This is a genomic window from Hyalangium ruber (assembly GCF_034259325.1).
GTDB classification, from domain to species: domain Bacteria; phylum Myxococcota; class Myxococcia; order Myxococcales; family Myxococcaceae; genus Hyalangium_A; species Hyalangium_A rubrum.
In genome coordinates, this window is record NZ_JAXIVS010000009.1 from 154,179 (window position 1) to 179,500 (window position 25,322).

Consider the following 25,322-nt stretch of genomic DNA (forward strand, 5'->3'; position numbering starts at 1 on the left):
GGAAGCGTGCGGCTTACACAGCAGTTCTCGGGCCTAATCCGGCGGAGTTTCCGAAAAAGATTTCGCGCTAAATTTTTCTAGAGCTTCTTCGTGGCCTTCTTGTTCGCCACCGGCGCCTTCTGAGCCGCCACGGGCCGGTCCACCTTGAGCAGCTCCAGGTCCGTGGAGTCCCCGGTGGACACCTTGATGATGCCCACCCCGGGCGCGAACCAGATGAAGCTGTCGATCTGCCGACCCTTCGCCCCCGGGCGGCTGGCCCGCGCCGTGGTCGTGTTCTTCACCTTCACCGCCTTGAAGGTGCCCGCGCCGACCGTCACTTCTTCCTCCCCGACGACGGTGGCCTCCTTGTCGAAGGTCGTGGCGATCACCATGCCCGGCATCTTCGCCGACTCGGGCGGCTGCATCTTCACCGACAGCGAATTGCGCCACACCGAGCCCGGCACCATGTTCACCGACGGTGGGACGACCACCCCCTCGGAGGAAACCACCTCCACCTGCATCCCCGAGGCCGACAGCAGCGTGCCCTCCAGGCCGCCAAGCCCCGTGCGCACGCCCTCCGAGGTACAGAAGGCCTCGGTTTCGCCGCGCTTTCCCTTGAGTTCCACCGCCAGGAGTCCCTTCACCCCCTCCGGCACGGCGGTCACTCCCTGGGTCGAAAGCGTCAGCTCCGAAGATCGACCCGCCCGGTAGGTCAGCTTCAGCCCGTTCTCCAGCGGGAAGTACGGGTTGGGGCAGGGGGCCTCGGCCACGGCCATGTCAGACCGCTGAGGTAGTGGTTCCGGGCTCGCCCCGAGGAGGAGCGAGAGGGCTAGCAAGGGCTGGTACGTAGGACGCCTCCAGAAGGATCACCGGGAAGGTAGGGTGCGTCTCTCACTTTTCAACCCCTTACCGTTCACCGGCGACGGTACAGGGCGTCATCCGAAATGTAGGGTCACACGTTGCATGGTCACGCTTGATCCCCTCATACTCGGCTGGTACAGCTGACCACACGCGGAGGCCGATTTTTCGGCCCTGGAGCGATTTCCACACCCGCGCACCACGCCGCACAGGAGCACCGCTGGATGCGTATCAAGCGCCTGGACATCACTGGCTTCAAGTCATTCATGGAGCGCAGCGTCTTCAGCTTCGGCGAAGGCGTCACCGGCATCGTCGGCCCCAACGGCTGTGGCAAGTCCAACGTGGTGGACGCCATCCGCTGGGCCATGGGCGAGCAGAGCGCCAAGAACCTGCGCGGCCGCGGCATGGAGGACGTCATCTTCAACGGCTCGGAGTCCAAGCCGCCGCTGTCCATGGCCGAGGTGTCGCTCACCTTCGCCATGGAGGAGACGGACGGGCTGGCTCCGCAGTACCAGGGCCTGCCGGAGATCACCGTCACCCGCCGCCTGTTCCGTAACGGCGAGTCCGAGTACCTCATCAACAAGACGACGTGCCGGCTTCTCGACATCACCGAGCTGCTGCTGGGCACGGGCGTCGGCACCAAGGCCTACTCCATCATCGAGCAGGGCCGCGTGGGTCTGATCGTCTCCAGCAAGCCGGAGGACCGCCGGTCGATCATCGAAGAGGCGGCCGGCGTCACCAAGTACAAGGCCCGGCGCAAGGCGGCCGAGCGCAAGATGGAGGCCACCGAGGCCAACCTGCTGCGCGTCACGGACATCACCAACGAGCTGGAGAAGCGGCTCGACACGCTGTCGCGCCAGGCGAAGAAGGCCGAGAAGTACAAGAAGCTCAAGGCGCGCATGCGGGACATCGATCTGCACGCCGCCAGCCACCGCTACCTGGAGCTGCAGGCCGAGAAGAAGGTGCTCGGGATGCGGCTGGAGAGCCTGGGCTCCGAGGAGCGCGAGAACCTGGACCGGGTGCGCGAGCTGGAGGAGGCCATCACCCGGCGCCGCGCGGAGCTGGAGGCGGAGGCCGAGGCCCTGCAGAAGCTCGCCAGCGAGGTCCACGCGCTGGAGCGCGCGGTGCAGCGCGATGACCAGGACCTGGCCTACTGGCGCAAGGATCTGGAGGAGACGAGCGCCCGCGTGGCCCAGGCCGAGGGCGAGCTGAGCCCGCTGCTGGCCCGGCAGGCCGAGATGGCCGAGACCATGGCGGCGCGCGAGGCGGAGCTGACGGGCATCGCCGGGGCGTGGAAGGAGGACGAGGTCGCCATGCAGGTGGCGCAGGAGGAGCTGCGCCGGGTGACGCACCTGCAGACGGAGGTGGCGCTGCGCCTGGAGCAGGAGCGCGCGGGGCTGGTGGCCGTGGCGGCGCGCCTGGCCAACCACGAGTCCAACCTGGTGAACCTCGCCCGCCAGCGCACGGATCTGGAGGCCCGCCGCGAGAAGCTGCGCGTGGAGACGGAAGGGCTGCGCGCGCAGGAGCAGGCGCTGGATGGGGCGCGCACCCAGGTGCTCCAGATGGTGGAGGAGAGCCGCCACAACGCGATCGAGCTGGCCGCGCGCAAGACGCAGGAGGAGGAGGCGCTGGCGAGCACCCGCGCCGCCTTCGCCGAGAGCGAGATCCAGGTCATCAGCCTTCGCGAGGAGCTGGCCGACAAGCGCAGCCGGCTATCCTCGCTGGAGGAGCTGCAGAAGAACTACGAGGGCTTCGACCGCGGTGTGCGCGCGGTGATGGTGCGCGCCGGGCAGCAGTTCCGCGAGCAGGGCATCTTCGGCCTGGTGGCGGATGTGCTCACCGCGCCGCCGCGCTTCGAGCGCGCGGTGGAGGCGGCGCTGGGCGAGCGGCTGCAGCACGTCATCGTCGAGAGCCGGGAGAAGGGCTTCGAGCTGGTGGACTACCTGAAGTCCGCCTCCGAGGGCCGGGGCAGCTTCCTGCCCGTGCCCCTGGACGAGGCGCAGGCGCCCCTGGTGGAGCCGGACTACAGCCGGCCCGGGGTGCTCGGCAGCGCCTTCGCGGAGGTGAAGTACGAGGAGGTGCTGCGGCCGGTGGTTCGGCTGCTGCTCGGGGACGTCGTCATCGTCCAGGACATGGCCTCTGCGCGCGCGTACGCGGCGGCGGGGGGCCCGGTGTGTACCCTCGTCACGCTGGAGGGCGAGGTGGTGCGGGCGGATGGCACCCTCACCGGCGGTGAGCGCGAGGGCGCGGCAGTGGGCGCGCTGCAGAAGAAGCGCGAGATCGCTGAGCTGGCCTCCGAGGTGGCCCGGGTGGAGGAGCGCTACAACGAGATCCTCACCCGGCACTACACGCTCCAGAAGCAGATGGGGCAGACGGAGACGGTGCTCAAGGGGCTGGCGAAGAACCAGCACGCCGAAGAGCTGAACCTCGCCAGCCAGGAGAAGGACCTGCACAAGGCCAGCGAGGACCTGGCACGGGTGCGCGAGCGGCTGGCCACGTTGGACCAGGAGGAAGGGCAGCTGGCGCACTCCCACGGGGCGCTGGTGCATGAGGAGGAGAACAGCCGAGGCGAGGTGGCCCACGGACAGGCGGACCGCGAGGGGCGCGAGGAGCGCGTGCGGCAGCTCTCCGGGGAGATGGAGAACCTCAAGCAGCGGGCGGAGACGGCGTCCTCGGACCTGATGGGGCTGCGCATCAAGGTGGCCGCGGGCAGCGAGCGCGGCGAGGCGGCTCGCAAGGAGCTGGAGAGCTTGCTCACCCAGAAGCGGGAGATGGAAGACCGCGTCCACCGCCTGCGGGTGGTGGTGGGGGAGGGCACCGCGCGCACGGACGAGCTCAAGCACCGCATCGAGGAGACGGACGGGGGCCGCTCGAAGCGGGCCGAGGAGCACCGCCTGGCCGCCGAGACGCTCGAGGGGCGCCGCACCACCCACGCCGCCGTCTCGGCCGAGGTGCGCGAGCAGGACACCCAGTTCCGCGAGCTGCGCGGCCGGGTGGACGAGCTGATGCAGGGCCTGTCGCAGATCTCCCTCAAGGAGCGGGAGATCGCCCTGGAGGTGGAGCACCTGTCGGCCGGCATCCGCGAGCGGCACCAGGTGGAGCTGGAGCTGGAGCTGCACCGCTACCACCTGCTGGCGCCGCTGCCTCCCGAGGCCGAGGCCGAGCTGAAGGACCTGCGCTCCCAGGTGGAGAAGATGGGGGAGATCAACCTCACCGCCATCGACGAGCACGCGGAGCTGTCCAAGCGCTACGACTTCCTGGCGGCGCAGAAGAAGGACCTGACGGCCTCGCTGGAGCAGCTCAAGGAGGCCATCACCCGCATCGATGCGACGAGCCGCGAGCGGTTCAAGCAGACCTTCGACGTGGTGAACGAGAAGTTCCAGGCGGTGTTCCCGCGGCTGTTCGGCGGCGGGCGGGCCAGCCTGGTGCTCACCAACGAGGGGCCGGGCGCCGAGCCGGGCGTGGAGATCGTCGCCCAGCCGCCGGGCAAGAAGCTGCAGAGCGTGAACCTGCTGTCCGGTGGCGAGAAGGCGCTGACGGCCGTGGCGCTCATCTTCGGCATCTTCCTCATCAAGCCGACGCCCTTCTGCCTCCTGGACGAGGTCGACGCGCCGCTGGATGAGGGCAACGTGGGCCGCTACAACGACATGGTGAAGGAGATGAGCAGCCAGTCGCAGTTCATCCTCATCACCCACAACAAGCGGACCATGGAAGTGGCCGACACGCTCTACGGCGTGACCATGGAGGAGCCGGGCATCTCCAAGCTGGTGAGCGTGAAGCTGCGCGAGGCCAAGGCCGCCAACGACAACATCTCGGCGGCCTGAGTCACGGCTACACGGAGAGGAGCTCCAGCGCGAGTCGGTGGTAGGCCTCGCGCTGGGCCAGCCCGTTGAAGCCCCCGTTGATGCGGCGGGTGATTTCCCGGAAGTCGCCCGCGTCCGCGAGCGCGTTGAGCCCCCGGCCCTTCCAGTACCAGCCCGCCACGCGGAAGCCGATGTCCAGGTCCGCGGCGCGGGTAGGATTGCCCTCCAGGTCGATGCCCAGCGCCCGACCGGCGGTCCGGTAGTTGGATCGGCCCGTGAGCTGGATCGGGCCCCGGCCCTTGTAGCGAGGGCCATCCCCCGGCTCGGTGTTGCCCAGGTCCTTGCGTCCCTCGTACGCCTCTCCGGAGGCGATCTCCTCGAAGAAGCGCAGCTCGCCGCTCTCGTGGGCCAGCTGCGCGAGGAAGGCCGCCTGGCGCTGAGGGGTGGTGATGTCCGCCTCGGCCATCGCGGCGTTGAGGTGGGGCAGGCACGCGGCGGCACGGCTGTCCGACAGCCTGGGCATGAGGTCCTGAAGCTGTTGCAGGGAGATGCCCCCGCCCGTGGCGGCCGTGGGCGGCTCGGCCTGGACTCCGAGCGCCGCCCAGGTCCGAGGGCCCACCGCGCCGTCCACGGTGAGGCCGTGGGCCCGCTGGAAGTCCCGGACCGCCGCCTCGGTCCTCGCGCCGAATTGGCCATCCGCCGCGCCGGGAGCGAAGCCCGCCGCCGCGAGCCTGCGTTGGAGCTCGGCGACCTCCGGGCCGCGCGAGTTCAGGCTCAGGGTGCTGGAGGCGAGCGAAGGGTGGAGCGAGGGCGAGGGCATGGAAACCTCCGGGTGCGTACGCCTCAAGGTGGAGCGGGCTCGCCGGACTTGTGAGAAGCCCCCCGGTGCGAGCGCTCCCTGCTCTCCCGCCTGCCTCTCCTCAGCCCCGCGCGGCGCTCAGCACAGGGTCTCCATGGCGCCCAGCTGCTCGAGCAGCTCCTGGGGGTGCTGGGCCTCGAAGAGGCGATCCGCCAGGCCATGGCTCGCCAGCCGCGCCACATGGGCCAGCCGGACGAGGTGGGAACGCCCCCGCTCGGCGCTCACGAGGACCACCAACAACCGCAGTGGCAGCCCATCCGGCGTGTCCACACTCAGCGGGCTGGCCAGGGTCACCAGCGCCGCCGTGGGATGGGTGCCGGCGATGAGGGCGTGGGGTACGGCGACGCCATTGCCCACCGCGCTGGAGACCTCGCTCTCGCGCTGCCGCAGCGCCGCCACCAGTTGCGCGGCTCCGACTCCGGGGCAGGCCGAGGTCAGACGCCCCGCGGCCACATCCAGCGCATCCTCCAGCCTCGCACAGGAGAGCTGGACGACCAGCCGCTCGGGAGCCAGCAGGTTCGCCAGCGTGGGCACGGGCTCGTCGCGGCGGGCCTCTCGCAGGGGAAACTCCTCGTCGAGGAGCCGCCGCACGCGGGCAAGCTGCGGCCCGGTCAGCCGCCGCCGCGCGATGTCCAGGAAGAGCTGTCCGGCCCCGGGCTCCTGCTCCAGGTAGCTGGAGACGAAGGGGCTCACCCGGTGCGCCACGTCCATCAGCAGCGTGGGGGGCACGTCCAGTTCCCGGGCGATGGCGGCGAGCCGCTCGGGCGTGGGCACCGCGTCCAGGCCGTGCTCCACCCGGCTGAGGTACGCGCTGGAGACGCCAATGCGGCGGGCCAGGTCTCTCAGAGAGAGGCCCGCATCCACTCGCAACAAACGCAGTGTGGCTCCCAGGTGCATCGGGGATTCACCTCGCTACGGGAAGTGCTTCGACCGAAGAGGACGCCGAGGCCTTCTCGGCCAGCGGCTCCGGCTGGCGGACGATGAGCAGGGAGCAAGAGGACTCTCCGATGAGGCGCTCGCGGTGCAGACCGAAGAGCCGGTCCTCGAGGCCCCACTCCGCGCCGACACCGATCACGATGAGCTCATAGCCCTGTGTCGCCTCCTGCAGCGCCGCCTCCTCGGGAGTCGCGTGCGCCACGGCCTTGAAGCGCACCCGGCCGGACTGCTCGGGGAAGAGCTCATCCACCAGGGAGCGACCGACCGTGCTGGCCGTATCCCGCTCGGGTTGGGTGACGTGCAGCACTGTCACCTCCGCGCCCGTGTGCTGGAGCAGTCGCCGCGCCAGGTCGAGCGCCGCGCGGTCATGCCGGCTGCCGATGAAGGGCACCAGCACCCGGCGGATCTCGGACAGGCCTCGGTCCACCAGCACGGCCACGTTCGTGCTGGCGTCCTTCATCACCTCGTGGACAGTGCCGCCCAGCATGGTCTGGCTGAACAGCGGCTTGTGCCAGCCGAGCAGGACGAGATCCGCGCGCTTGGCCTCGGCGGTGCGGCAGATGTCCAGCGCCGGCTCCATGGAGACGAAGGAGAGGGGATTCACCGTCAGGCCCAGCTTGCTGGCGCTGCTCATCAGCGGCGACAGGGCGCCTTCCTCGGAGGGCTTCGGACTCTGCCGGGCCGGGAAGAGCGCCCGCTCCGTCGGAGAGCTGAGGTGGAGGGCGTAGAGCTGGGAGCTGTCCGTGCTTCCTCGCGTGAGCGCCTGTCCCAGCGCCACCATGCCCGGCCCCGTTTGGCCGTGAGAGACGCACATCAGCACGGTGAAGGGCGGTGCGCCGCTCACCACCGGGGCGATGCCCACGCGGTCTCGCGCCAACTCCGCGGGCGGGTAGATCCACTTCAAGAGCGGCGTGGTCATGAAGGTCGTCACCAGGGCCATGATGACCATCATCGTGAACAGGGTGGGGGAGATGACGCCCAGGTCGAGGCCGAGGTTGAGGACGATGAGCTCCATCAGGCCTCGGGTGTTCATGAGGATTCCCACCGCGCCCGCCTCGCGCCAGCGCAGGCCCGTCAGCCGGGCCGCCACCGCGCTGCCGCCGAACTTGCCCAGGCAGGCCAGGACGATGATGAGCCCGCAGATCGTCCACGCCTCGGGGCTGTTGAGCAGCCCCAGCTGGGTGCGCAGGCCGCTGTAGGCGAAGAACACGGGCAGTAGCAGCACCACCGCCACGTCCTCCAGCTTCTCCGCCAGCGCCTGAGCCAGCCCGCCCTCCTTGGGGATGACGGCGCCCAGCATGAAGGCGCCAAAGAGCGCGTGGATGCCGATGAGCTCCGTGGCCCAGGTCGAGGCCAGCAGCAGCACCAGCGTGGCGGCGACGACGTTCTGGGTGAGCCCTTCCTTGTTGGCCACGCGTGCGCCCAGCCGATGCAGGAAGGGACGCACCGCCATCAGCATGAAGAAGATGTAGCCGAGCGCCATCACCGTCGTGATCGCCGCGTGGCTCAGGTCCGTGGCCCGGACGATGGACACCACGAAGGCCAGCAGACACCACGCCGTCACGTCGTCCACCGCGGCGCAGGTGATGGCGATGACGCCCACCTTCGATTGCATCAGCCCGCGCTCGGTGAGGATGCGCGCCAGCACCGGGAAGGCGGTGATGCTCATCGCCACGCCCATGAAGAGCACGAAGGAGCTGAAGGCCACCTCCGGGCTCGACAGCCGCGGGTAGAGCCACAGTGCCGCCACCGAGCCCAGCGCGAAGGGAACGATGATGCTCGTGTGGCTGATGGCCACCGAGCTGTGGCCGCGCCCCTTGAGCAGCTTCGGATCCAGCTCCAGGCCGATGAGGAACATGAAGAGGATGAGGCCCACGTCGGCCAGCATCTTCAGCGTCGGCATGGCGGTGGCGGGGAACAGCGACTGCATGAAGTCAGGCGCCAGCCACCCCAGCAGCGAGGGCCCCAGGACGATGCCCGCCACCACCTCGGCGATGACCAGCGGCTGGCCCATCCACCGCGCCACCTTTCCGATGAGGCGCGAGGCGCTGATGATGACGATCAGCTGCACGATGAGCAGGGTGAGCGGGCTGTGGATGAGGGCGTGCATGGCTCTCCTTTGCTTGTTAAGTTCTCCCTTATCAACGGGCCTTGCAGCGCGTCAACCCAGGAGGTTGGCATGAGCGGCACCCGTCTGCCAACTCCATGGGTAGTCTCGGGCGCTCGTCTCCACGAACTCCGGGCCCTGAATGAAAAAAGCGCGGGCTCCGCGTGGGGGCCCGCGCCTTCATGGGTTCAGCACTTTGAGGTTCGACTACTTGCGCTCCTTGGGGCAGGCGTCCGCGTCGGCCTGGCGGCGCGCGCGGGCTCCCGCCAGGTCCTTCTGGGTGGTGTCCAGCGAACCCTGGCTCGCCGTCTCCACCTCGCTCCAAGCGGCGTCCTTGGCCTTGAGCTGCTGGACGAGCGCCACGGTCTGCTGCTCCACGGACTGCTGTGCCTCGAGGGAGGCGATCCACGCGTCGGAGGTCTGCACCAGCGTGGCGCACTTCTCGCGGAGCTGGGGCACCAGGCCAAAGTTCTTCTTGGGGTCCTTCTGGTACTCCTTCACCAGCGCGTCATAGACGTCCGCCGCGTTGTCCCGGTTGCCGTAGGCGATGGCGGCCGCGCCCGCGCTCTGATTGCGCACCAGCTCCAGCTGGTAGAAGAGCAGCTCCGGGGCCAGGTTGGCCGCGGGCTGGGTGGCCAGCGAGTGGAAGTGGACGAAGCGGTAGGGGAACGAGAGCTCGTCCGAGCTGAGCTTCGCCGGCAGGGCGGCGATCTTCTCCTTCAGGCAGGCGGCCAGCTGGTCGCCCTCGGTGCTGCCGCTGGGCTCGAAGGTGACCTCGGCCGGGGTGGAGGCGGTCTTCCGCAGGGTGAGCTTCGCGCTGAGAGACGGCGGCGCCTGGGTGGTGTAGGGCGCGTAGCACTCGCACCACTTCGCCTGCGCGAGCCGCACGGTGCCCGAGAAGTCCGAGCCCTCGTTGGTGCCGAAGGTGACGGAAGGGCTGTTGGCCTTCTCGTGGATGAACTCCGTCTGGGACTCCACCGGCTGGGCGCCCTGGGCCAGCGGCTGGATCGGCACCAGCGCGTTCACCGCGTCCTGCACGCACTTCTGGCCCTCGGGGGTGAGGTTGTCCCCGGACACCGAGTGGGTGGCGGCCGCGGCGGTGACGCTCGTCTTCACCGTGACCTTGGTGGTGGCGCCGCCCGCGCGGCTCTTCGGATCCACCAGGCACTCCATCACCTGGGGGCGGATGGAGACGAGCGCGCCCACCAGGAGGCCCTGGTTGGCGGGCGGGGGCAGGGTGAGCGGGCGCGACTGGCAGGTGGCCACGTCGAAGGCGGGCTGGTTGGTGATGCGCATCCGCTCTTGAACGGTGGTGGCCTGCGAGCCATCGGTCTTCTGCGGACCCGCGCAGGCGGCGGTGACGAGGAAGGACGCTACGGCGAGACGGCGCAACGACATGGGTGGGTTCCCCTCCGGACGGCTAGGTGCGAGCGGCTACTTATCAAGCCCCTCGGCGTTCTTGAGATCCTTCAGGCGCAGCCCGTTCTTCTTCAGCAGGCGGTAGAGGCTCTGCATGGACAGGCCCGTGCGCTGCTCGGCGGCCTTCATGTCGAAGGCCACCTCCTTCATCACCTCGGCGAAGTAGAAGCGCTCGAAGTCGGCGAGCACCCGGTCCTTGGCCTCGTGGTAGTTCATGCCCACCACGAGCTCGCCCACGCTGGTGTTGGGCTCGGCGGCGCTCTCGGTCTTGCGCTGCGGCTGGGCCATGAAGTCCAGCCAGCTCGTGTTGCCCGTCTCCTGCATCAGGGCGCCGCGCTCCAGCACGTTGCGCAGCTCGCGCACGTTGCCCGGCCACTCGTAGCCCTCGAAGAGCGACAGCGTCTGCGGGGTGAGCTCGAAGTTGGCCTTCAGCGCCTGGAGCAGCGAGTGCGACAGCACCGGAATGTCCTCGCGCCGGGTGCGCAGGGGCGGCAGCCGCACACGCGCCACCGCCAGCCGGAAGTACAGGTCGGCGCGGAAGCGGTTCTGGCGCACGTCCTCCTCGAGGTTGCGGTGGGTGGAGGCAATCACCCGCACGTTCACCGGCACCGCGCCCCCATCCAGCGTGGGCACCTCGCGCGTCTCCAGCACGCGCAGGAGCTTGGGCTGCAGCGCCAGCGGCAGCTCGCCCACCTCGTCCAGGAAGAGCGTGCCGCCCTGGGCCGCCTCGAACACGCCGCGCACGCCCTTGTCCTCATCGTCCGCGGCGCGCATGGAGCCGAACAGCTCGCGCTCGGCCTTCTCCTCGGTGATGAGGTTGCAGTCCACCACCTTGAAGGGGCCGTGCCGGCGGGCCGAGTGCTGGTGGACCGCGCGCGCGGCCAGCTCCTTGCCCGTACCCGTCTCCCCTTCGATGAGCAGGTTCATGTCCTCGCGGGAGATGCGGCGCAGATCCGCGAACACCAGCCGCATGCGCTCCGAGGCGCCCACCAGCGAGCCGAAGGAGTCGGCGCCCGAGGGCACCTCCACCTCGGTGGTGCGCGTATCGGGCTTGATGGACAGCTTCGTCTTGCCCAGCTGCACCTTGTCGCCGGACTGCAGCACCACCTGGAGCACCTGCCGCCCGTCCAGGTAGGTGCCGTTGCGGCTGCCGAGATCCCTCAGCAGCAGCCCCTTCGAGGTGCGTTCGATCTCCAGGTGCCGGCGGCTGACGGTCGGATCCGTGAGGACGAGATCACTCGCCGGATCCGAGCCCACGCGCACCAGCGAGTCCTGGGTGGAGATCTTCTTGCCTTTGTCCGGCCCGGCCGAGACCTCGACCGTCCACTCGCGCACTTGGATGCGCACGGGGCGGCCTTCGACTTCCGTCATTACGGACTGGGTGACTTCGGGCTTGTCGGTCATGGCTGTTCGCCTTCCGCGCCCGGGCCGCGGCTGGAGCCCGGCGCACACTGGATTCGCCCTCTTTACGGGGATTAGGACGCAGGGAGCAAGACAAACAATCTCACGGCAGGAGGATCCGAGAGCTACCGCGCGTTGTACCTGGGCGTTGGACCTGGGCCTGGACGGGGGCAGGTGCCAGCCGCACTCGGGCCAGAACTTGGGGCAGGGCGGGCTCTCCCTCCACCTGGAGGATGACGTCGCCGGGCGTCAGCGCGCCCTCCGGGGGTACGGACAGGACGTACAGCCCCGCGGGGAAGCGGATCATCCGGTCCAGCACAGCGGGCTCCAGCGTGGGGTTGGCGAAGCGCAGGCGCTGCTGGCGCAGGAGCTCGGCATCCAGCGGATCCATCAGGGCCAAGGCGCCCACGTGAGAGGGGCGCGCCTCATCGGTGTACTCGAAGGCTCCCCAGGGCACGAACGCCACAGTGGCCAGCGCGGGGGAGGGCTCGCGTGGGGCATGCAGGTGGTCCTCCAGCTTGTGGAGCGCCTCGCGGGTCAGCCCCTCCATGAGGCGGGTGAGCTCCGGAGCGGGGTCGGCGCCATCATCGGTGCGCTCGGCGAAGGGGTCCGCCTGGGCCTCGCCGGACACCTCCAGCACGCGCTGGCGGGTGGAGGGGTGGAGCACCTCCACGTGGCCCAGATAGGTCGTCTCCTCCACCGTGCTCTGGCCCACGGTGCGGCCCTGGGCGTCGAGCAGCTCACCCTGGCCGGACTGGGTGCGGCGCTCGGCCCAGGCGCGCAGCACCAGCGCCTGCTCGGGCCGCACGCCGTAGGGGACGAGCCGGGTGACCGCGTTGCTCGCGGCCCAGGCGTTGTCATCCTCCGGCCGGTACACCTTGAACTCGGAGGGGCCGAAGAAGAGGGCGCTCTCCCCAGCCTCGGCGAGCGCTACGTCGATGAGCCGCTGGGACAGCTCGAAGGAGCGAAAGGCCGGCTCGGGCCAGCGGAAGAGGAAGGGGTAGACCATCACTGCGGAGGCGGACAGCTCCGAGGGGATGTCACCGCGAGTCTGGTACGCCGTCGACCGGCACGCGGGGCCCGCCAGGGCCAGCAGCAGGACGGCGCCAACGAAGGACAGGCCGGCACGTTTCACGGCCGGTGAGTCAAGACCATCAGCCCCGCGGAATCCAGTTGGACGCCGCGGGGCGAGGCACGAGCGCTAGTAACGGGCGGGTGAGTCGCTGGCGGGGAAGGACTCCTTGGACTCCTCGTCCACGATGTCGTCCTTCGCGTTGCCGCCGGACCTCACGTTGGCGTTGGTGACGTCCTTCATGTCCCGCTTGCCACGAGAGCCCTTGCCGGAGGAGGCCTGCTGGGAGCGCCCGATGCCCCCCGCGCTCGCGTGGGTGATGCGGCTGCCGAGGAGGTTCTTGGCCCTCTCGGAGAGGTTGCGGTGCTCGTCCTGCAAGTCCTTGAAGAACTGGACCAGCTCCTGATCGCCTGCCTCCTGGGCGTCGCGGATGTACTGCTCACACGTCGCCGCCCCTTCGAGCAGGTGGTACAGCGAGCTGATCAGGTTGTAGTGCTCGTCCCGAGTCCCCGTCTGTTGCTCTTCACCGGCCATATGGGTGCCCTCCGCTGGTGGGATTCCTGCCAATGCCAGGAAGCTATTCACGCCAGTGGGGCCCACGGGGAGGCCTGCTCCCCTGCCTGCTCTACCCCTGCAGCAGGGGCTGGAGCTTGCCATCCCGGTCGAGCTGAGCCAGGTCGGTGTAGCCGCCCACGTGCGTGTCGCCGATGAAGATCTGCGGCACGGTGCGCTGCCCGCCGCTCATCTCCACCAACTGCTCGCGCATCTCGTCGTTTCCGCTGACATCCACCTCCTCGTAGTCCACGCCCTTGCGCTTGAGCAGATCCTTCGCCCGGACGCAGTAGCCGCAGAACTGGGTGGTGTAGATCTTCACGGGCTTCACAAAATCCTCCTGGAGCAACCCCCTCCGTCCAAAACTAAGGGGCAGGGTGGCCGCGCGCCACCTTCCCCGAAAAAGACGACGGCCCCCAGTTCCGCGAAGGAACCGGAGGCCGTGTCCACCTCGGCGCTCAGGGCGCCGGGGAGGCGGGCAACTACATGCCCATGCCGCCCATGCCGCCCATGCCGCCCATGCCGCCAGCGCCGGCCGGCATCTTGTCGTCATCGGCCTTCGGACGGTCGGCCACCATCGCCTCGGTGGTGAGCATGAGCGAGGACACGGAGGCCGCGTTCTGCAGCGCCGTGCGGCTCACCTTGGCCGGGTCGATCACGCCCGCGGCCAGCAGGTCCTCGTAGGTGCCGGTGGCGGCGTTGAAGCCGTACGCGCCGGTGCCACCCTCCTTGACCTTGTTCACCACCACGCTGCCCTCCAGGCCGCCGTTGCCGACGATCTGGCGCAGGGGCTCCTCGAGCGAGCGGCGGATGATCTCCACGCCGAACTTCTCGCCCTCGACGGCCTGCACGCCCTCGAGCGCCTTGACGCAGCGGATGAAGGCCACGCCGCCGCCAGGGACGATGCCCTCCTCGACGGCCGCGCGGGTCGCGTTGAGCGCGTCCTCCACGCGAGCCTTCTTCTCCTTCATCTCGGTCTCGGTGGCAGCGCCCACGTTGATGACGGCCACGCCGCCCACGAGCTTGGCCAGACGCTCCTGGAGCTTCTCGCGGTCGTAGTCGCTGGTGGTCTCCTCGATCTGGGCGCGGATCTGCTTCACGCGCGCCTCGATCTCCTTCTGCGCACCGGCACCGTCGACGATGGTGGTGTTGTCCTTGTCGATGGTGACGCGCTTGGCGCGGCCCAGGTCGGCCAGCGTCAGGCTGTCCAGCTTGATGCCCAGGTCCTCGGCGATCATCTTGCCGCCCGTCAGGGTGGCGATGTCCTCGAGCATGGCCTTGCGGCGGTCACCGAAGCCCGGCGCCTTCACGGCCGCCACGCTCAGCACGCCACGGATCTTGTTCACCACCAGGGTGGCCAGGGCCTCGCCCTCGACCTCCTCGGCGATGATCAGCAGGGGCTTGCCCGAGCGCGCCACCTGCTCCAGCACCGGCAGCAGGTCCTTCATCGACGAGATCTTCTTCTCGTTGATGAGGATGTAGGGGTCGTTGAGCACCGCCTCCATGCGGTCCGGGTCCGTCACGAAGTACGGAGACAGGTAGCCGCGGTCGAACTGCATGCCCTCCACCACGTCGAGGGTGGTCTCCAGGCCCTTGGCCTCCTCGACGGTGATGACGCCCTCCTTGCCGACCTTCTCCATCGCGTCCGCGATGATCTGGCCGATGGTGGTGTCACCGTTGGCGGAGATGGTGCCGACCTGGGCGATCTCCTTCTTGTCCTTGGTGGGCTTGGCCATCTTCTTCAGCTCGGCCACCACCGTGGCGACGGCCTTGTCGATGCCACGCTTGATGTCCATCGGGTTGTGCCCGGCGGCCACCAGCTTGGCGCCCTCGCGGAAGATCGCCTGCGCCAGCACCGTGGCGGTGGTGGTGCCGTCACCGGCCACGTCGGAGGTCTTCGAGGCAACCTCCTTCACCATCTGCGCGCCCATGTTCTCGAACTTGTTCTCGAGCTCGATCTCCTTGGCGACGGTGACGCCGTCCTTGGTGATGGTAGGCGAGCCGAAGCTCTTCTCGATGACGACGTTGCGGCCCTTGGGCCCCAGGGTGACCTTGACCGCATCGGCCAGGATGTTCACGCCGCGGAGGATCGCCTCACGCGCGCGTACGTCGAAAATGATGTCCTTCGCCATTTGGAATTCCTCGGATGAAAGGTGGGAGAGCGGGGTGGATTACTTCTCGATCACGCCGAGCACATCCTCCTCACGGAGGATCAGGTGCTCCTCACCGTCGATCTTGATCTCGGTGCCCGCGTACTTGCTGAAGAGGATGGTGTCACCGGCCTTGATGTCCATCGGGCGGACCTTGCCGTCCTCGAGGACCTTGCCGTTGCCGACGGCGACCACCTTGCCCTCCAGCGGCTTCTCCTTGGCGGTGTCGGGGATGAACAGACCGCCCTTGGTCTTGTTCTCCTCGGCGACGCGCTTGACGATGAGGCGATCCTGCAGGGGACGAATCTTCATGGTGGGTCTCCTTCAGTTACGCGCCCGGCATGGAGCCGTGCGCTCGGGGTGTAGGTTGGGCCTGCCGGCCCGGGGGGCATTAGCACTCTCGGGTCGGGAGTGCTAACGCCTCAGCGCGGCGGATAATAACCAGGGAAGTCACCCCGTCAAGCGAGCCGGGTGCAGGTCCTTGTGTCCCGCTAAACACCCGTGCCGACAGCCCTTTTTTCCGCTGTTGGCCGTCTGTCACACATCTCGCCCCGCGGCACGATCCACATAGGGAATTGGCACTCTCATGGCGAGAGTGCCAGCGTAAGTGCCCGGAAAGACTGGGGTCCGCTTTTGCGACGGTCAGTGTCCGTTGGTACCCTTTTCCTCAGCCCCCCGTGAACGAGGCTGGGGGTGGGAGGTCGATGCGAATGAGTGAACTGGTGACCAGCTCTTCACTGAAGGAGTTCTTCAAATCGATCCTGGAAGAGGTCATCCGGCGGCAGCGCGTAGTGATTGCCGAGCTGACGGAGTTCTACCTCGTCAACCTGCTGGCCGACTTCGCCACCACGGACAAGCTGTTCAGCCAGGAGCAGGAAGGCCGCAAGGACCACGAGCCACTGGCGGTGCTCTACCACCAGGCCCTGCTGCAGGAGCGCGAGGCGCGCATCCGGACGCTCCGCCGCCTGGGGGACGTGTCGCTGTACAAGGCGGGCTTCTTCGCCGGCTCGCTGCAGGCCAGCGCGGTGGGCGCGGACTACTACATCCAGATGGGTGGCACGGCCTACGGGCACGTGGCCGACCTCTCACCCGCCGCGGGCTTCGCGGATGTGTACCGCGAGCTGTGCGCGAAGTTCCGGGCGCTGGTGGAGGTGCTGGAGGAGATCGCCGCGCGCGGCATGGTGCAGGGCGGGCCCAGCGGCACGCTGAAGGTGTACGAGAGCTGGGCGCGCACCGGCAGCAACAAGCTGGAGCGGGTGCTGGTGGACGCGGGGATGCTCACGCCCAAGGGGCACATGCCCAACTAGCCGGGAGGCTGCATGATCGGTCGAGTCCAGGATCACCTGGAGGCCATCTATGGCATCACCTGTGAGGCGCGGGCCGAGACCTTCGTGGTGGACACGGAGGCCGCGGTCCAGCTGGGCGGTACTGGCCGGACGGAGGAGGAGCTGCTGGTAAGCGAGGCGGAGGGGGAGCTGGAAATGGCCCTCTACCTGGCGCCCTCGCTGCTCAGCCGGCTCAAGCCGTACGAGGCGGGGCCGGTGGGCCACCTGCTGGACGGGGACCTGGACGGGTACTGCCAGCTGGCCGAGGGCGTCTCGCACTTCCTCTATGTGGCGCACACCGCGGCGCACGGGCGGGCCCTCTCCCTGCTGGAGCTGGAGGCCCAGGCCGAGGTGGACAAGTTCGCCGTCTGCCTGCTGCACCGCTGGGGGGAAGGGGTGAAGGCCTGGGCCCAGGAGCTGCTGCGCCGGCTCTTCGACCGGGTCTCCTACCATGCCCGACTGTCCCCCCAGGAGCGCTGGCGGTACGAGCAGGCCAACCGGCTGTCGCGTAACTTCTGCTCGCGGCTGATGGTCCACGTGGCGGAGCGGCGGCTGGACCGGCTGCTGTCGGAGCTGCGCTACGCCTACCGGCTGGGGGCGGAGGCCAAACTGGCCCACTTCGCCTACGCGACGACGTAAGCCCCTCCGGGCCCGCTTTTCAGGGTAGGGTGGGCCCGTATGCCGCGTGAGGCGTCCGCCGGAGGTGTGGTCATCCGCGAGAACGCGGGGAGCTGGGAGGTGGCGGTGATCCGCCCCCACGGGCGCAACCTATGGGCGCTGCCCAAGGGGCACGTGGATCCCGGCGAGACTCCCGAGCAGACCGCCACGCGAGAGGTGCGCGAGGAGACGGGGGTGACGGCCTCGCTCATGGCCTCGCTGGGGGAGATCCGCTACGTCTACCAGTTCCGGGGGCAGCGCATCTTCAAGCGCGTCCACTTCTTCCTCTTGCGCTACGAGGCAGGAGAGCTGGGAGTGCTCCCACCCGGCCCTCGCGTGGAGGTGGACGAGGTGCGCTGGGTGCCGCTGGCACAGCTCGTCTCGTTGCTGGGGTACAAGGGGGAGAAGTCCATCGCCGCGCGCGCCACACGCCTGCTTCGCGCGGGGGACTCGACTCCCCCCGGGGTGCTCCCTCAGGGAGCGGGCAGCTAGACGGCCGGAGGCGTCGGAGCGGGGGCGGCACCGGCGGCGGCGGCGGCCTTGGCCTCGTCGCTGGCGTACTTGCCCGACAGCGCCTCGCGCACGTCGCGGTCGAACTTCACGCGGCCGGTGGCGATCTCACGCAGGGAGAGCACGGGCGGCTTGTTCTTGGAGATCTCGATGATGGGGCGGGCGCCGGCCATCAGCTGGCGGGCGCGCTTGGCGCCGAGCAGCACCAGGGCGAACCGGTTGTCCACGAGGGGGAGGCAGTCTTCGACGGTAATGCGGGCCATGGAATCCCTTTGGCGACTCTTGAAGAACGTCGGAACCTAAAGAGCAGGCCGGGCCGAGTCAAGGAAGGACAACGAAGAGGGGCAGGCGAGCGAACGGCGGCCCGACCTGCCCCAGGGTGCTCCCGAAACCTGACCGACTAGTCCTTCTTGGTCAGGTCGGCGCGGATCTCGCCGTTCGGGTTCATGTTGGTGTGGATGTTGACGTACATCTTGCCGCCCTCGAAGTTCGTCACGTCCGTGTCGGTCAGCTTCACGTCGCTGCACTTCGGGGTGACCGAGCCCTCGGCCTCGGCGCCGATGCTGCCGCTGGTGGCCGCGGGGACCTTCAGGTGGCAGAAGATCGGCCCGGTGCCGTCCGAACCCACGGGGCCGTGGATGTGGGCGCTGGCGGCGTTGCCGCTCAGGCCCGTGAAGTCACCATCGACATCCAGGCTCTCGCCGTCGACCTTGACGGTGACGCTGCCGCTGGCGCTGGTCGTGACCGCCGTGGGCTTCTGCGCGGCGCCGCTCAGCGTGCCGGTCAGCTCCGTGCCGCCACCACACGCCACCAGCGCCAACGTCGACACACATGCGATGAAAAGACGATTCGCCTTCATTGTGTAATCCTCCTTGAGTGACCCACGCGGCGCTGGAGAGTCCGAACGGCAGGGCTCGAGGCCGTGCCGGGGGCTGGAAGTGAGGTACTGGCCGAGTGGGGTTGCCTGCCTAACAAGCGGCCCTGACAACAGCCAGCTTTTGGCGGGGGAAGCGTCGCGTCATGGACCAAAGTCTGGCACTTGGATGCAGTCGCTAAGCCTTCCAATACCGAACAGTTGCCAACTGCCTTTGGCGTAGAGGATGCGGCCCTGCGCATCCCAGCACTCCTGGAAGCTGGCGCCCAGCAGGTCTCCCACGAGGATGGTGTACATCCCCACGCCGCCACTGCTCGGAGTCCACCGACTGGTGATCTCCACATCCTCCTTGGCGTTGCCTGGCACCGCGTCGGTGTTCTTCAGCAGGAATCGCATCTCGCCGAAGCCGCCCGTCTGCTCCCGGTAGGTGTAGCGGATCTCGGAGGAGGTGGTGGAGGGCGCGGCGAAGATCATCTCCACCCGGATGGGCTGTTGCCGGGTCTGGTAGCCGATGTCGAGCCGCCGCAGTCCGCGCAGCCCCTCGCCCACCTCGAGCCCCTTGGCCACGGCTTCCTCGATGAAGAGGTGCAGCTCGCCCTCGCCCTTGCGGATGCCAGCGTCCGCCTTGAAGGAGCCCTCCAGGAAGGACCACCACGTCTCATCGCCGGCCTTCGAGCGCTTGTATTGGAGGCGGTAGTCGAAGGAGTCCCCGTCGCGCTCCATCACGAAGCGTGCGTCGTGGCCCGGCCGCTTCGAGTCCGCGAAGGGGCCCCAGGTCCGGCGGGTCGGCTCGCGCGTGGTGGGCGGCGTGGTGCGGATGGCTTCGAGCAGGCTCAAAAGCCCGTCCAGCCCCGCGTTGAAGGTCCCCGAGGCCTCCTGGGTGCTCTTGTAGATATCGGAGGGGTCTCCCAGGGCCAGCCCATCCCGACGCCGCGCCAGCCCCTGGCCCGAGCTCTTGCCGCTGCCGGGAAGCTTGCTGGCCAGCTCCTCGCGCGTCGGCAGCGCGTTGAGGTACTCGAGGTCATCGTTGGAGAAGTTGCCGCCGCACGCGGCCAGGAGGCAGAGCAGGGCGGGCCCGAGGTGTCGCATCGCGCGCTCCTTAGAGTTCATACGTCACCAGCGCCGCCAGCTCCCAGTAGCCGAGGGAGCTCTGCGCATCGACGTTGTAGATGAGGTAGTGGACGCGGCCTCTCCCGGTGAGGTGCAGGCTGCGCAGAAGGCGATAGCGCAGCCCGGCCACCAGTCCGGGAGAGAACGACGCGTAGTACTGATCCGGGAAGGTGCCGCCGTCGAACTTGCGGCCCATATAAAGGTATGTGAGCCGCGCGCCCGCGAAGGGGCGCAGCTCGCCCAGGCGCCACTCGGTGGCCAGGGTGGTGCCCAGGTTCAGCACCGAGTAGCGGTAGCCAGCGCCCTCCACGGTGTCCAGGTCCAGCCTCGCGGCGCGCCCGCCCAGCGTCACGTCGAAGCTCCACACCCAGTCCTCGCGGAAGTAGTCGTGGAGGTTCGCCTCCGCGCCCACCAGCGGCACCGAGAGGAACAGCGAGCGGCGGATGGACGGATCGAAGAAGGACTGCATGCCGCCCGTCAGCCCCACCGTCCAGTACGAGCCACTCCCGCGAGCGCCCTTCACCGGGTCGTCCGAGAAGGGCGCGTCCCGCAGCCGTGCCTCCTCCAGCACCGTCTCCTGGCCGCGCCGCACCACCACCTCGCCGATGCGCAGCCGGTCTTCCATGCGACGCTTCACCCGGTAGGTGCCGGGCGCGAGCGCCACCCGCCGCTCCGTGTCCTGCACCTTGTCCAGCTCCGCCACCACCAGCCCCGCCGGATCCACGAAGTAGTAGGCGCCGGCGGGCGCGGCGCGCGGCACCACCAGCCCCTCCGAGGCGCTCAGGTCCGTGAGCACCAGGTCGCCGTTGCCCGCGAGGTCATAGCTGAACGTGGGGTGCTGGGGCCCCGCGCTGCTGGCCGCCGTGTCCGCCACCGTGCGGGCGTACGCGTGCGAATACGCCTCGAAGAGCGTCACCCGGCCGTCTCCGGAGCGGTCCGCGTCTCCCAGCAACCCGCTGGTCAGGTGGTGGGAGAAGTAGCTGCCGCCGATCGCGTCCGACTCCTGCGAGTCCTCGTCCGCCGAGCTGGAGGTGAGGATGACCATGCCGCGCGCGTCCCGGGCGGCCCCCGAGTCGATGGCGAAGGCGGGGGCGCGCCGGGCGCCCTTCGTTCGCGTGAGCGCGCCGGAGCGGCACGAGTCCAGGATGGCGATGCGGATGTCCGCGGGCGCATTGGCGAGCCGCTGCTTGAGCGCCTCGAAGGGCAGGCGCGTGTCCCCCAGCCGCAGCGCGCCATCCTTCGCGTGGCCCGAGTAGTAGATGAAGAGCGCGGTGCGCTCGCCCCGGGCCCGGGCCGCCTTCACCTGGGCCTCCATGCTGGCCAGCGCAGAGAGGACGTCCTGCGCCTCCTCGTTGAGCAGCAGCCGCGCGTCGGAGGGCGCCACCCCGCCCAGCCGCGTGAGCAGGCCGTGCATCTTGCTCGCGTCCTCACGGGCGTAGCGCAGCGGCCGTGTGTCCGCGCCTCCCTCATCGTTGCCGATCGCCAGGGCGAAGCGGCGCAGGGGCTCGGCCTGGGCTCCCGTGGTCAGCAGCAGCGCCAGGGTGAGCAGGCCGGTCTGTCGTCCCAGCCCCCTCATAGCTTGAGCAGCACCCAGTGGGTCTGGTCTCCGTCCACCTCCAGCGGGTCCATCGTCGCCACGGAATTCCCACTCGCCGCGAACGACCAGCGTGCGGCCTCGCTGGCTTGCGCCACCGTCACCGGCGTGTCGCTCAACAGCACCACCACGCGCTCAGCGCCCAAACCGGTGAACTCGAGGCTGCCCGGTAGCCAGTGCGGTCCCGCACCGGGTTCCACCGGGAGGCTCTGTCCGGTCTCGGGGTAGAGCGGGGTCACCTCGCCGGACGCGTCCACCGACAGGGCCAGCACGTACTTGCGCTCAGCGGGCGTGTAGCCCAGCCGTACGCGCTCTCCGCGATTCAGAGTCTCGGGAGCATCGACCTGGGCCACCCGCTGAGGGCCCTCGCCACCTCCGATGCGCAGCTCCGCCGTCGCGCCGCCCTTCGTCCGCACTCCAGGCACCGTCCCCGAGTCGAGCAGCGGACGCGCCGCCACCACCACCAGCACCGCGGCCGCGATAGCGACCACCGGCCCCGCCCAGCGCACTACGGCCGCGCGAGATGATTTCTGCTGCTTTTCGGCCTTCTCCACCGCCCGGTTCACCCCCGCCTCGAAGCGTTCGAAGGGAATGTCCGCCTCGAACTGGCGCTGGGCTCCTTCCGCGTCGCGGAGCACCGCGCCGCACTGCTCGCATTCGGCCGCGTGGGTCCGGGCTCGGGTCGCCTCGGCGGTGGAGAGCTCGCCCGCGTGCAGGCGGCGCAGTGTCCACTCCGAGGGGTGTTCTGGCTGCTGCGTGCTCATCGGACCCTCAACTCTTCTCCACCCAACTCGGCGAACTGATCCAGCCGCTTGCGCACCGTGGGCACCGAGCGCCCCAGCACCGCGGCCACCTCCTCCAGCGTCATTCCGTCCACGTGGTAGTGGATGACCGCGGCCTGCGTCTCCACGTCCACCTTGGACAACAGCTTGCGCACCAGGTCTCGCGTCTCCATCACCTGCGGGCCGCCGTGGCCCTCGGAGCGCGCCGCCTCGTCCCGCTCGAACCAGGAGCGCCAGCCGGCCCGCTCCGCGCGCAGTTGGTTGAGGCAGTGGTGCGTGGCGATCTTCATCAGCCACGTCAGCGGCGAGGCGTCGGCCCGGAAGTCGCTCATGTGGGTGAACGCCCGGGCGAACACATCCTGCATTGCATCCTCGGCCTTTGCCGGATCCTTCAACAGGTAGCGGCAGCGCCCCAGCACGCTGCCGCCGTACTTCGTATACAGCTCGCGCAGCACCGCCCGCCGGTCCTCGGTCGGACCGCCCTGGATGACCCGCAGGACCGGCTGGCTGGTTCCCATGGTGCGCGCGGCAGTCTAGTGCGCGGACTACAGCAAGGAATAGACGGGGGTGGAGAAGCTGCCGCACGCGTCCACGGTGCCGTAGCCCAGGGTGATGCCGAGGTGCAGCGTCAGGTACTGGCTGTTGAAGTTCGAGTCCCAGCAGTCGCTGACGGTGCCCGCGTTGGAGCCCATGTCTCCGCCGGTCACCTTCACGTCCGAGCGGCCCATGCCGTTCTGCGTCCAGCGGCTCTTGACGGTGATGTGCTCGATGCCTGGGCGGTTGGTCCCCGGCTTGTCCAGGTTCTTGTCCAGGGCGAAGTCGAACTCACCACCGGCGCCCGGCGTCTCCTTGTAGCGGTAGTCGGCGTTCACGCGAGTGCCCGGCCGCTCGTCATCCTTCACGTTTCGGAAGTCGGCCTCGACTGTCGCCACCGTCGCGGCGCTCTCCCGCGTGTAGCGGATGGTCGCCACGCCAAGGTCCTTGCCATGCTCGGGCAGCGTCTGCTCCGCGTCCCAGTCGATCTTCAAGGAGCCGGAGCCGTAGTTGCGCAGCCGGTTGCCCTGCGCGTCCAGGGCGATCGCGTGCGTGCCGGAGAGGATGACCTTGAAGGCCGAGTCGTCCGCCTCCTTGGCCTTGCCCGCCAGCTCGTAGGTGTACTCATGCTCGGCCTTCTGCGTGACGGTGAGCTTCCAGGCGTTGCGCTTCAGCGCATCCGAGTACGGGCCCCACACGGCGACCTCCCCGGTGATCGAGGTGGGCGGGTACTCGGTGATCTCCTCGATGAGGGTGAGCACCGCCGCCGTGCCGCCGTTGACCACCTCCGTGGCTCCGCGCGTCAGGGCGTAATACTCGCTCGTGTCGCCCTGGCCGAAGGCGCTCACCTCGCCGCTCTTCAGCCCCTGGCCTCGGGTGCCACCCGGTGACTTCAACTCCACCGTCTCCTTCGAGGGCAGGCCGTCGCGGAACGCGGTGTCCTCGACCTGGCCACAGCCGACGAACAGCAGGGAGGCGCACAGCAAGCTCTTGCGGAACATGGGTTCTTCCTTTCAGGGGCGGCCCTCACGGGGCCGCGTCGCGTGTGTTCGCCTCCATGGACACAGCCGCCCCGAAAAAGAGAAAAGCCTCTTTTCCAAGTCAGAAAAGGCCAGCAAAGACGCGGGGTTGTCGCTCGCCTGGCTGCTCAGCGGGCGATCTTGTCCCGGGGTACGACATGGAATTTCCCCCGTCCCTAGCTTCACCCCATGGAAAAGCGACACCCGAACCATCCCGGGGAGCTGGGAGTCGACGCCTCGCTGGCCGAGCGCGACCGGGCTCCTGATGAGATCAACGCGCGGGCCCGTGCCGTGGGGCTGCTGCTCGACGCCGGAGTGCCCTTCGTCGTCGGCGGCGCCTATGCCTATGCCACCTATACGGGCATCTACCGCGACACGAAGGACCTGGACCTGTTCCCCCGAAAACGGGACGCGGGTCGGGCGCTCGAGGTGCTGGAGCTGGATGGGTGGCGCACCGAGCGCACCGATGAGGTGTGGCTCTACAAGGCCTTCAAGGGGGAGTACTTCGTCGACTTCATCTTCTCGTCCGGCAACGGCGTGGCGGTGGTGGACGACGAGTGGTTCGAGCACGCGAAGACGGCCACCGTGTTCGGCCATCGGTGCCTGGTGGCGCCCGCCGAGGAGATCATCTGGTCCAAGTCCTTCGTCAACGAGCGCGAGCGCTATGATGGGGCGGACGTGAACCACCTGATCCTCAAGGCCGGTCGGCAGATGGACTGGGAGCGGCTGATGCGTCGCTTCGACCGGTACTGGGAGGTGCTCTTCAGCCACCTGATGATGTTCCGGTTCGCCTACCCGTCCGAGCGCGACATCATCCCCGACTGGGTGATGGCGGAGATGATGTCGCGCACGCTGGACTCGGTGCGCGAGGGCAACTGGGAGGAGAACTTCTGCCGCGGCAATCTGATCTCGCGGGTGAACTACCACGTGGACATCCACCACTGGGGTTTCCGCGATGGCCGGGCCTGGGACGAGAACGATCGAAAGAATGGAGGAGGCGAGCGTGGCGCGCGACCCGAGCTCGAAGATACGGCTAGCAGCGGTCGGTGATCTTCACTGTCGAGACGACCAGCACGGCCGGTTCCGGCAGCTCGTCAAACAGGTCAACGCCTCAGCCGATGTGCTGGTGCTGTGCGGAGACCTGACGGACCGGGGGATGGCCGAAGAGGGCAAGGTGCTGGCCGAGGAGCTGTCGGCCCTGCGAGTGCCGTGTGCCGCGGTGCTGGGCAATCACGACTACGAGCATGGGCAGGTGAAGGAGATCTGCGGTGAGCTGTCCAAGGTGGGCATCCACATCCTGGACGGAGATCACTTCATCTTCGAGAAGGTGCTCGGCATCGCCGGGGTGAAGGGCTTCGGCGGCGGCTTCGGCAACGCCACGTTGCAGGCGTTCGGCGAGGGACAGACCAAGTCCTTCGTGCAGGAGGCGGTGACCGAATCGCTCAAGCTGGAGGCGGCCCTGAGCCACCTCGACACGCCCAAGCGGGTGGTCATCATGCACTACTCGCCCATTCCGGAGACGCTGGAGGGGGAGAACATCGAGATCCGCCCCTTCCTGGGCACCAGCCGCCTGGCCATGCCCATCGACCACTACAAGGCGGAGGCGGTGTTCCACGGGCACGCGCACCACGGCACGCGCGAGGGCAAGACGCGGGGCGGAATCCCCGTCTACAACGTGGCGATGCCGCTGATGGCCAAGCACACCCCGGATCAGCGCTTCGCGATCCTGGAGCTCTGAGAGGCGGGAGAGGGCAGGGGAGGCCGTCGCTTCGGCGGCGACC

24 protein-coding genes are annotated in these 25,322 nt (G+C 68.7%); 6 read left to right on the plus strand and 18 right to left on the minus strand.

Annotated elements, in window-relative coordinates:
* Nucleotides 1-77 precede the first annotated feature (77 nt).
* Complete coding sequence (locus SYV04_RS25520; RefSeq protein WP_321548499.1) at nucleotides 78-755, minus strand: TapB family protein; 678 nt, start codon at nucleotides 753-755, stop codon at nucleotides 78-80.
* A 306-nt stretch (nucleotides 756-1,061) separates the two neighbouring features.
* Between SYV04_RS25520 and smc the strand changes: the two genes are divergently transcribed.
* Nucleotides 1,062-4,661 carry a chromosome segregation protein SMC gene (gene smc, locus SYV04_RS25525; RefSeq protein WP_321548500.1) on the plus strand — a complete coding sequence of 1,200 codons (3,600 nt, stop codon included), beginning with the start codon at nucleotides 1,062-1,064 and terminating at the stop codon, nucleotides 4,659-4,661.
* A 7-nt stretch (nucleotides 4,662-4,668) separates the two neighbouring features.
* Here the strand turns inward: smc and SYV04_RS25530 are convergent, their stop codons facing one another.
* From SYV04_RS25530 to groES, 10 genes are all read right to left on the minus strand, one after another.
* Nucleotides 4,669-5,460, minus strand: coding sequence for a peptidoglycan-binding protein (locus SYV04_RS25530; protein WP_321548501.1), 792 nt, complete (start codon nucleotides 5,458-5,460; stop codon nucleotides 4,669-4,671).
* Nucleotides 5,461-5,577: 117 nt separating this feature from the next.
* A complete protein-coding gene (locus SYV04_RS25535) occupies nucleotides 5,578-6,396 on the minus strand; it encodes a helix-turn-helix domain-containing protein (protein ID WP_321548502.1) in 819 nt (272 codons plus the stop codon).
* Nucleotides 6,397-6,403: 7 nt separating this feature from the next.
* Nucleotides 6,404-8,545, minus strand: coding sequence for a cation:proton antiporter domain-containing protein (locus tag SYV04_RS25540; RefSeq protein ID WP_321548503.1), 2,142 nt, complete (start codon nucleotides 8,543-8,545; stop codon nucleotides 6,404-6,406).
* A gap of 204 nt (nucleotides 8,546-8,749) precedes the next feature.
* Nucleotides 8,750-9,940, minus strand: coding sequence for a hypothetical protein (locus tag SYV04_RS25545; protein WP_321548504.1), 1,191 nt, complete (start codon nucleotides 9,938-9,940; stop codon nucleotides 8,750-8,752).
* A 36-nt stretch (nucleotides 9,941-9,976) separates the two neighbouring features.
* The gene (locus tag SYV04_RS25550; RefSeq protein WP_321548505.1) at nucleotides 9,977-11,365 is read right to left on the minus strand and encodes a sigma 54-interacting transcriptional regulator; all 1,389 of its coding nucleotides are present in this window, start codon (nucleotides 11,363-11,365) and stop codon (nucleotides 9,977-9,979) included.
* 100 nt (nucleotides 11,366-11,465) lie between these two features.
* A complete protein-coding gene (locus SYV04_RS25555; protein ID WP_321548506.1) occupies nucleotides 11,466-12,497 on the minus strand; it encodes a PDZ domain-containing protein in 1,032 nt (343 codons plus the stop codon).
* Between the two features lie 66 nt (nucleotides 12,498-12,563).
* Nucleotides 12,564-12,968, minus strand: coding sequence for a hypothetical protein (locus SYV04_RS25560; protein ID WP_321548507.1), 405 nt, complete (start codon nucleotides 12,966-12,968; stop codon nucleotides 12,564-12,566).
* 91 nt (nucleotides 12,969-13,059) lie between these two features.
* Entirely contained in the window at nucleotides 13,060-13,317 is a 258-nt protein-coding gene (gene grxC / locus SYV04_RS25565) for a glutaredoxin 3 (protein WP_321548508.1), read from the minus strand.
* Nucleotides 13,318-13,468: 151 nt separating this feature from the next.
* Nucleotides 13,469-15,118, minus strand: a complete 1,650-nt coding sequence (groL, locus tag SYV04_RS25570; RefSeq protein WP_321548509.1) for a chaperonin GroEL — start codon at nucleotides 15,116-15,118, stop codon at nucleotides 13,469-13,471.
* Nucleotides 15,119-15,157: 39 nt separating this feature from the next.
* The gene (gene groES, locus SYV04_RS25575) at nucleotides 15,158-15,448 is read right to left on the minus strand and encodes a co-chaperone GroES (RefSeq protein WP_321548510.1); all 291 of its coding nucleotides are present in this window, start codon (nucleotides 15,446-15,448) and stop codon (nucleotides 15,158-15,160) included.
* 398 nt (nucleotides 15,449-15,846) lie between these two features.
* On the opposite strand from groES, the gene SYV04_RS25580 reads away from it, so the two are divergent.
* The 3 genes from SYV04_RS25580 to SYV04_RS25590 are packed head-to-tail and all read left to right on the plus strand — an operon-like array spanning nucleotide 15,847 to nucleotide 17,610.
* Nucleotides 15,847-16,443 carry a hypothetical protein gene (locus tag SYV04_RS25580; protein ID WP_321548511.1) on the plus strand — a complete coding sequence of 199 codons (597 nt, stop codon included), beginning with the start codon at nucleotides 15,847-15,849 and terminating at the stop codon, nucleotides 16,441-16,443.
* A gap of 12 nt (nucleotides 16,444-16,455) precedes the next feature.
* Nucleotides 16,456-17,100, plus strand: coding sequence for a hypothetical protein (locus SYV04_RS25585; protein ID WP_321548512.1), 645 nt, complete (start codon nucleotides 16,456-16,458; stop codon nucleotides 17,098-17,100).
* Nucleotides 17,101-17,139: 39 nt separating this feature from the next.
* On the plus strand, nucleotides 17,140-17,610 hold the full coding sequence (locus SYV04_RS25590) for an NUDIX hydrolase (protein WP_321548513.1): 471 nt from the start codon (nucleotides 17,140-17,142) through the stop codon (nucleotides 17,608-17,610).
* Here the strand turns inward: SYV04_RS25590 and rpoZ are convergent.
* The 7 genes from rpoZ to SYV04_RS25625 all read right to left on the minus strand — a co-directional run bounded on the left by rpoZ (nucleotide 17,607) and on the right by SYV04_RS25625 (nucleotide 23,523).
* A complete protein-coding gene (gene rpoZ / locus SYV04_RS25595) occupies nucleotides 17,607-17,891 on the minus strand; it encodes a DNA-directed RNA polymerase subunit omega (RefSeq protein WP_321548514.1) in 285 nt (94 codons plus the stop codon). The genes SYV04_RS25590 and rpoZ overlap by 4 nt on opposite strands.
* A 137-nt stretch (nucleotides 17,892-18,028) precedes the next feature.
* The gene (locus tag SYV04_RS25600) at nucleotides 18,029-18,487 is read right to left on the minus strand and encodes a CHRD domain-containing protein (RefSeq protein ID WP_321548515.1); all 459 of its coding nucleotides are present in this window, start codon (nucleotides 18,485-18,487) and stop codon (nucleotides 18,029-18,031) included.
* 159 nt (nucleotides 18,488-18,646) lie between these two features.
* Nucleotides 18,647-19,591 (minus strand): hypothetical protein, encoded by a 945-nt coding sequence (locus SYV04_RS25605; protein ID WP_321548516.1) that lies wholly within the window; start codon nucleotides 19,589-19,591, stop codon nucleotides 18,647-18,649.
* Between the two features lie 10 nt (nucleotides 19,592-19,601).
* On the minus strand, nucleotides 19,602-21,188 hold the full coding sequence (locus SYV04_RS25610; protein ID WP_321548517.1) for a caspase family protein: 1,587 nt from the start codon (nucleotides 21,186-21,188) through the stop codon (nucleotides 19,602-19,604).
* A complete protein-coding gene (locus SYV04_RS25615; RefSeq protein ID WP_321548518.1) occupies nucleotides 21,185-21,970 on the minus strand; it encodes a DUF4384 domain-containing protein in 786 nt (261 codons plus the stop codon). Before SYV04_RS25615 ends, SYV04_RS25610 begins: the two co-directional genes overlap by 4 nt.
* On the minus strand, nucleotides 21,967-22,506 hold the full coding sequence (locus SYV04_RS25620; protein ID WP_321548519.1) for an RNA polymerase sigma factor: 540 nt from the start codon (nucleotides 22,504-22,506) through the stop codon (nucleotides 21,967-21,969). The genes SYV04_RS25615 and SYV04_RS25620 overlap by 4 nt, the downstream gene beginning before the upstream one ends.
* Before the next feature lie 27 nt (nucleotides 22,507-22,533).
* A complete protein-coding gene (locus SYV04_RS25625) occupies nucleotides 22,534-23,523 on the minus strand; it encodes a hypothetical protein (protein WP_321548520.1) in 990 nt (329 codons plus the stop codon).
* A gap of 207 nt (nucleotides 23,524-23,730) precedes the next feature.
* Between SYV04_RS25625 and SYV04_RS25630 the strand changes: the two genes are divergently transcribed.
* Together SYV04_RS25630 and SYV04_RS25635 are read left to right on the plus strand one after the other, a co-directional pair.
* Nucleotides 23,731-24,591: a nucleotidyltransferase gene (locus SYV04_RS25630; protein ID WP_321548521.1), complete on the plus strand. Its 861-nt coding sequence runs from the start codon at nucleotides 23,731-23,733 to the stop codon at nucleotides 24,589-24,591.
* Nucleotides 24,530-25,279: a metallophosphoesterase family protein gene (locus tag SYV04_RS25635; RefSeq protein WP_321548522.1), complete on the plus strand. Its 750-nt coding sequence runs from the start codon at nucleotides 24,530-24,532 to the stop codon at nucleotides 25,277-25,279. Before SYV04_RS25630 ends, SYV04_RS25635 begins: the two co-directional genes overlap by 62 nt.
* The last annotated feature ends 43 nt before the right edge of the window (nucleotides 25,280-25,322 follow it).

Coding starts and splice junctions, on each gene's coding strand:
- SYV04_RS25615 (WP_321548518.1), bottom strand. CDS start 21,970: ATGAGCACGCAGCAGCCAGAACACCCCTCGGAGTGGACACTGCGCCGC.
- SYV04_RS25520 (WP_321548499.1), bottom strand. CDS start 755: ATGGCCGTGGCCGAGGCCCCCTGCCCCAACCCGTACTTCCCGCTGGAG.
- SYV04_RS25535 (WP_321548502.1), bottom strand. CDS start 6,396: ATGCACCTGGGAGCCACACTGCGTTTGTTGCGAGTGGATGCGGGCCTC.
- SYV04_RS25540 (WP_321548503.1), bottom strand. CDS start 8,545: ATGCACGCCCTCATCCACAGCCCGCTCACCCTGCTCATCGTGCAGCTG.
- SYV04_RS25620 (WP_321548519.1), bottom strand. CDS start 22,506: ATGGGAACCAGCCAGCCGGTCCTGCGGGTCATCCAGGGCGGTCCGACC.
- SYV04_RS25635 (WP_321548522.1), top strand. CDS start 24,530: ATGGAGGAGGCGAGCGTGGCGCGCGACCCGAGCTCGAAGATACGGCTA.
- SYV04_RS25600 (WP_321548515.1), bottom strand. CDS start 18,487: ATGAAGGCGAATCGTCTTTTCATCGCATGTGTGTCGACGTTGGCGCTG.
- SYV04_RS25560 (WP_321548507.1), bottom strand. CDS start 12,968: ATGGCCGGTGAAGAGCAACAGACGGGGACTCGGGACGAGCACTACAAC.
- rpoZ (WP_321548514.1), bottom strand. CDS start 17,891: ATGGCCCGCATTACCGTCGAAGACTGCCTCCCCCTCGTGGACAACCGG.
- SYV04_RS25590 (WP_321548513.1), top strand. CDS start 17,140: ATGCCGCGTGAGGCGTCCGCCGGAGGTGTGGTCATCCGCGAGAACGCG.
- SYV04_RS25625 (WP_321548520.1), bottom strand. CDS start 23,523: ATGTTCCGCAAGAGCTTGCTGTGCGCCTCCCTGCTGTTCGTCGGCTGT.
- SYV04_RS25630 (WP_321548521.1), top strand. CDS start 23,731: ATGGAAAAGCGACACCCGAACCATCCCGGGGAGCTGGGAGTCGACGCC.
- SYV04_RS25550 (WP_321548505.1), bottom strand. CDS start 11,365: ATGACCGACAAGCCCGAAGTCACCCAGTCCGTAATGACGGAAGTCGAA.
- SYV04_RS25530 (WP_321548501.1), bottom strand. CDS start 5,460: ATGCCCTCGCCCTCGCTCCACCCTTCGCTCGCCTCCAGCACCCTGAGC.
- SYV04_RS25545 (WP_321548504.1), bottom strand. CDS start 9,940: ATGTCGTTGCGCCGTCTCGCCGTAGCGTCCTTCCTCGTCACCGCCGCC.
- smc (WP_321548500.1), top strand. CDS start 1,062: ATGCGTATCAAGCGCCTGGACATCACTGGCTTCAAGTCATTCATGGAG.
- groES (WP_321548510.1), bottom strand. CDS start 15,448: ATGAAGATTCGTCCCCTGCAGGATCGCCTCATCGTCAAGCGCGTCGCC.
- groL (WP_321548509.1), bottom strand. CDS start 15,118: ATGGCGAAGGACATCATTTTCGACGTACGCGCGCGTGAGGCGATCCTC.
- SYV04_RS25605 (WP_321548516.1), bottom strand. CDS start 19,591: ATGCGACACCTCGGGCCCGCCCTGCTCTGCCTCCTGGCCGCGTGCGGC.
- SYV04_RS25585 (WP_321548512.1), top strand. CDS start 16,456: ATGATCGGTCGAGTCCAGGATCACCTGGAGGCCATCTATGGCATCACC.
- SYV04_RS25580 (WP_321548511.1), top strand. CDS start 15,847: ATGAGTGAACTGGTGACCAGCTCTTCACTGAAGGAGTTCTTCAAATCG.
- SYV04_RS25610 (WP_321548517.1), bottom strand. CDS start 21,188: ATGAGGGGGCTGGGACGACAGACCGGCCTGCTCACCCTGGCGCTGCTG.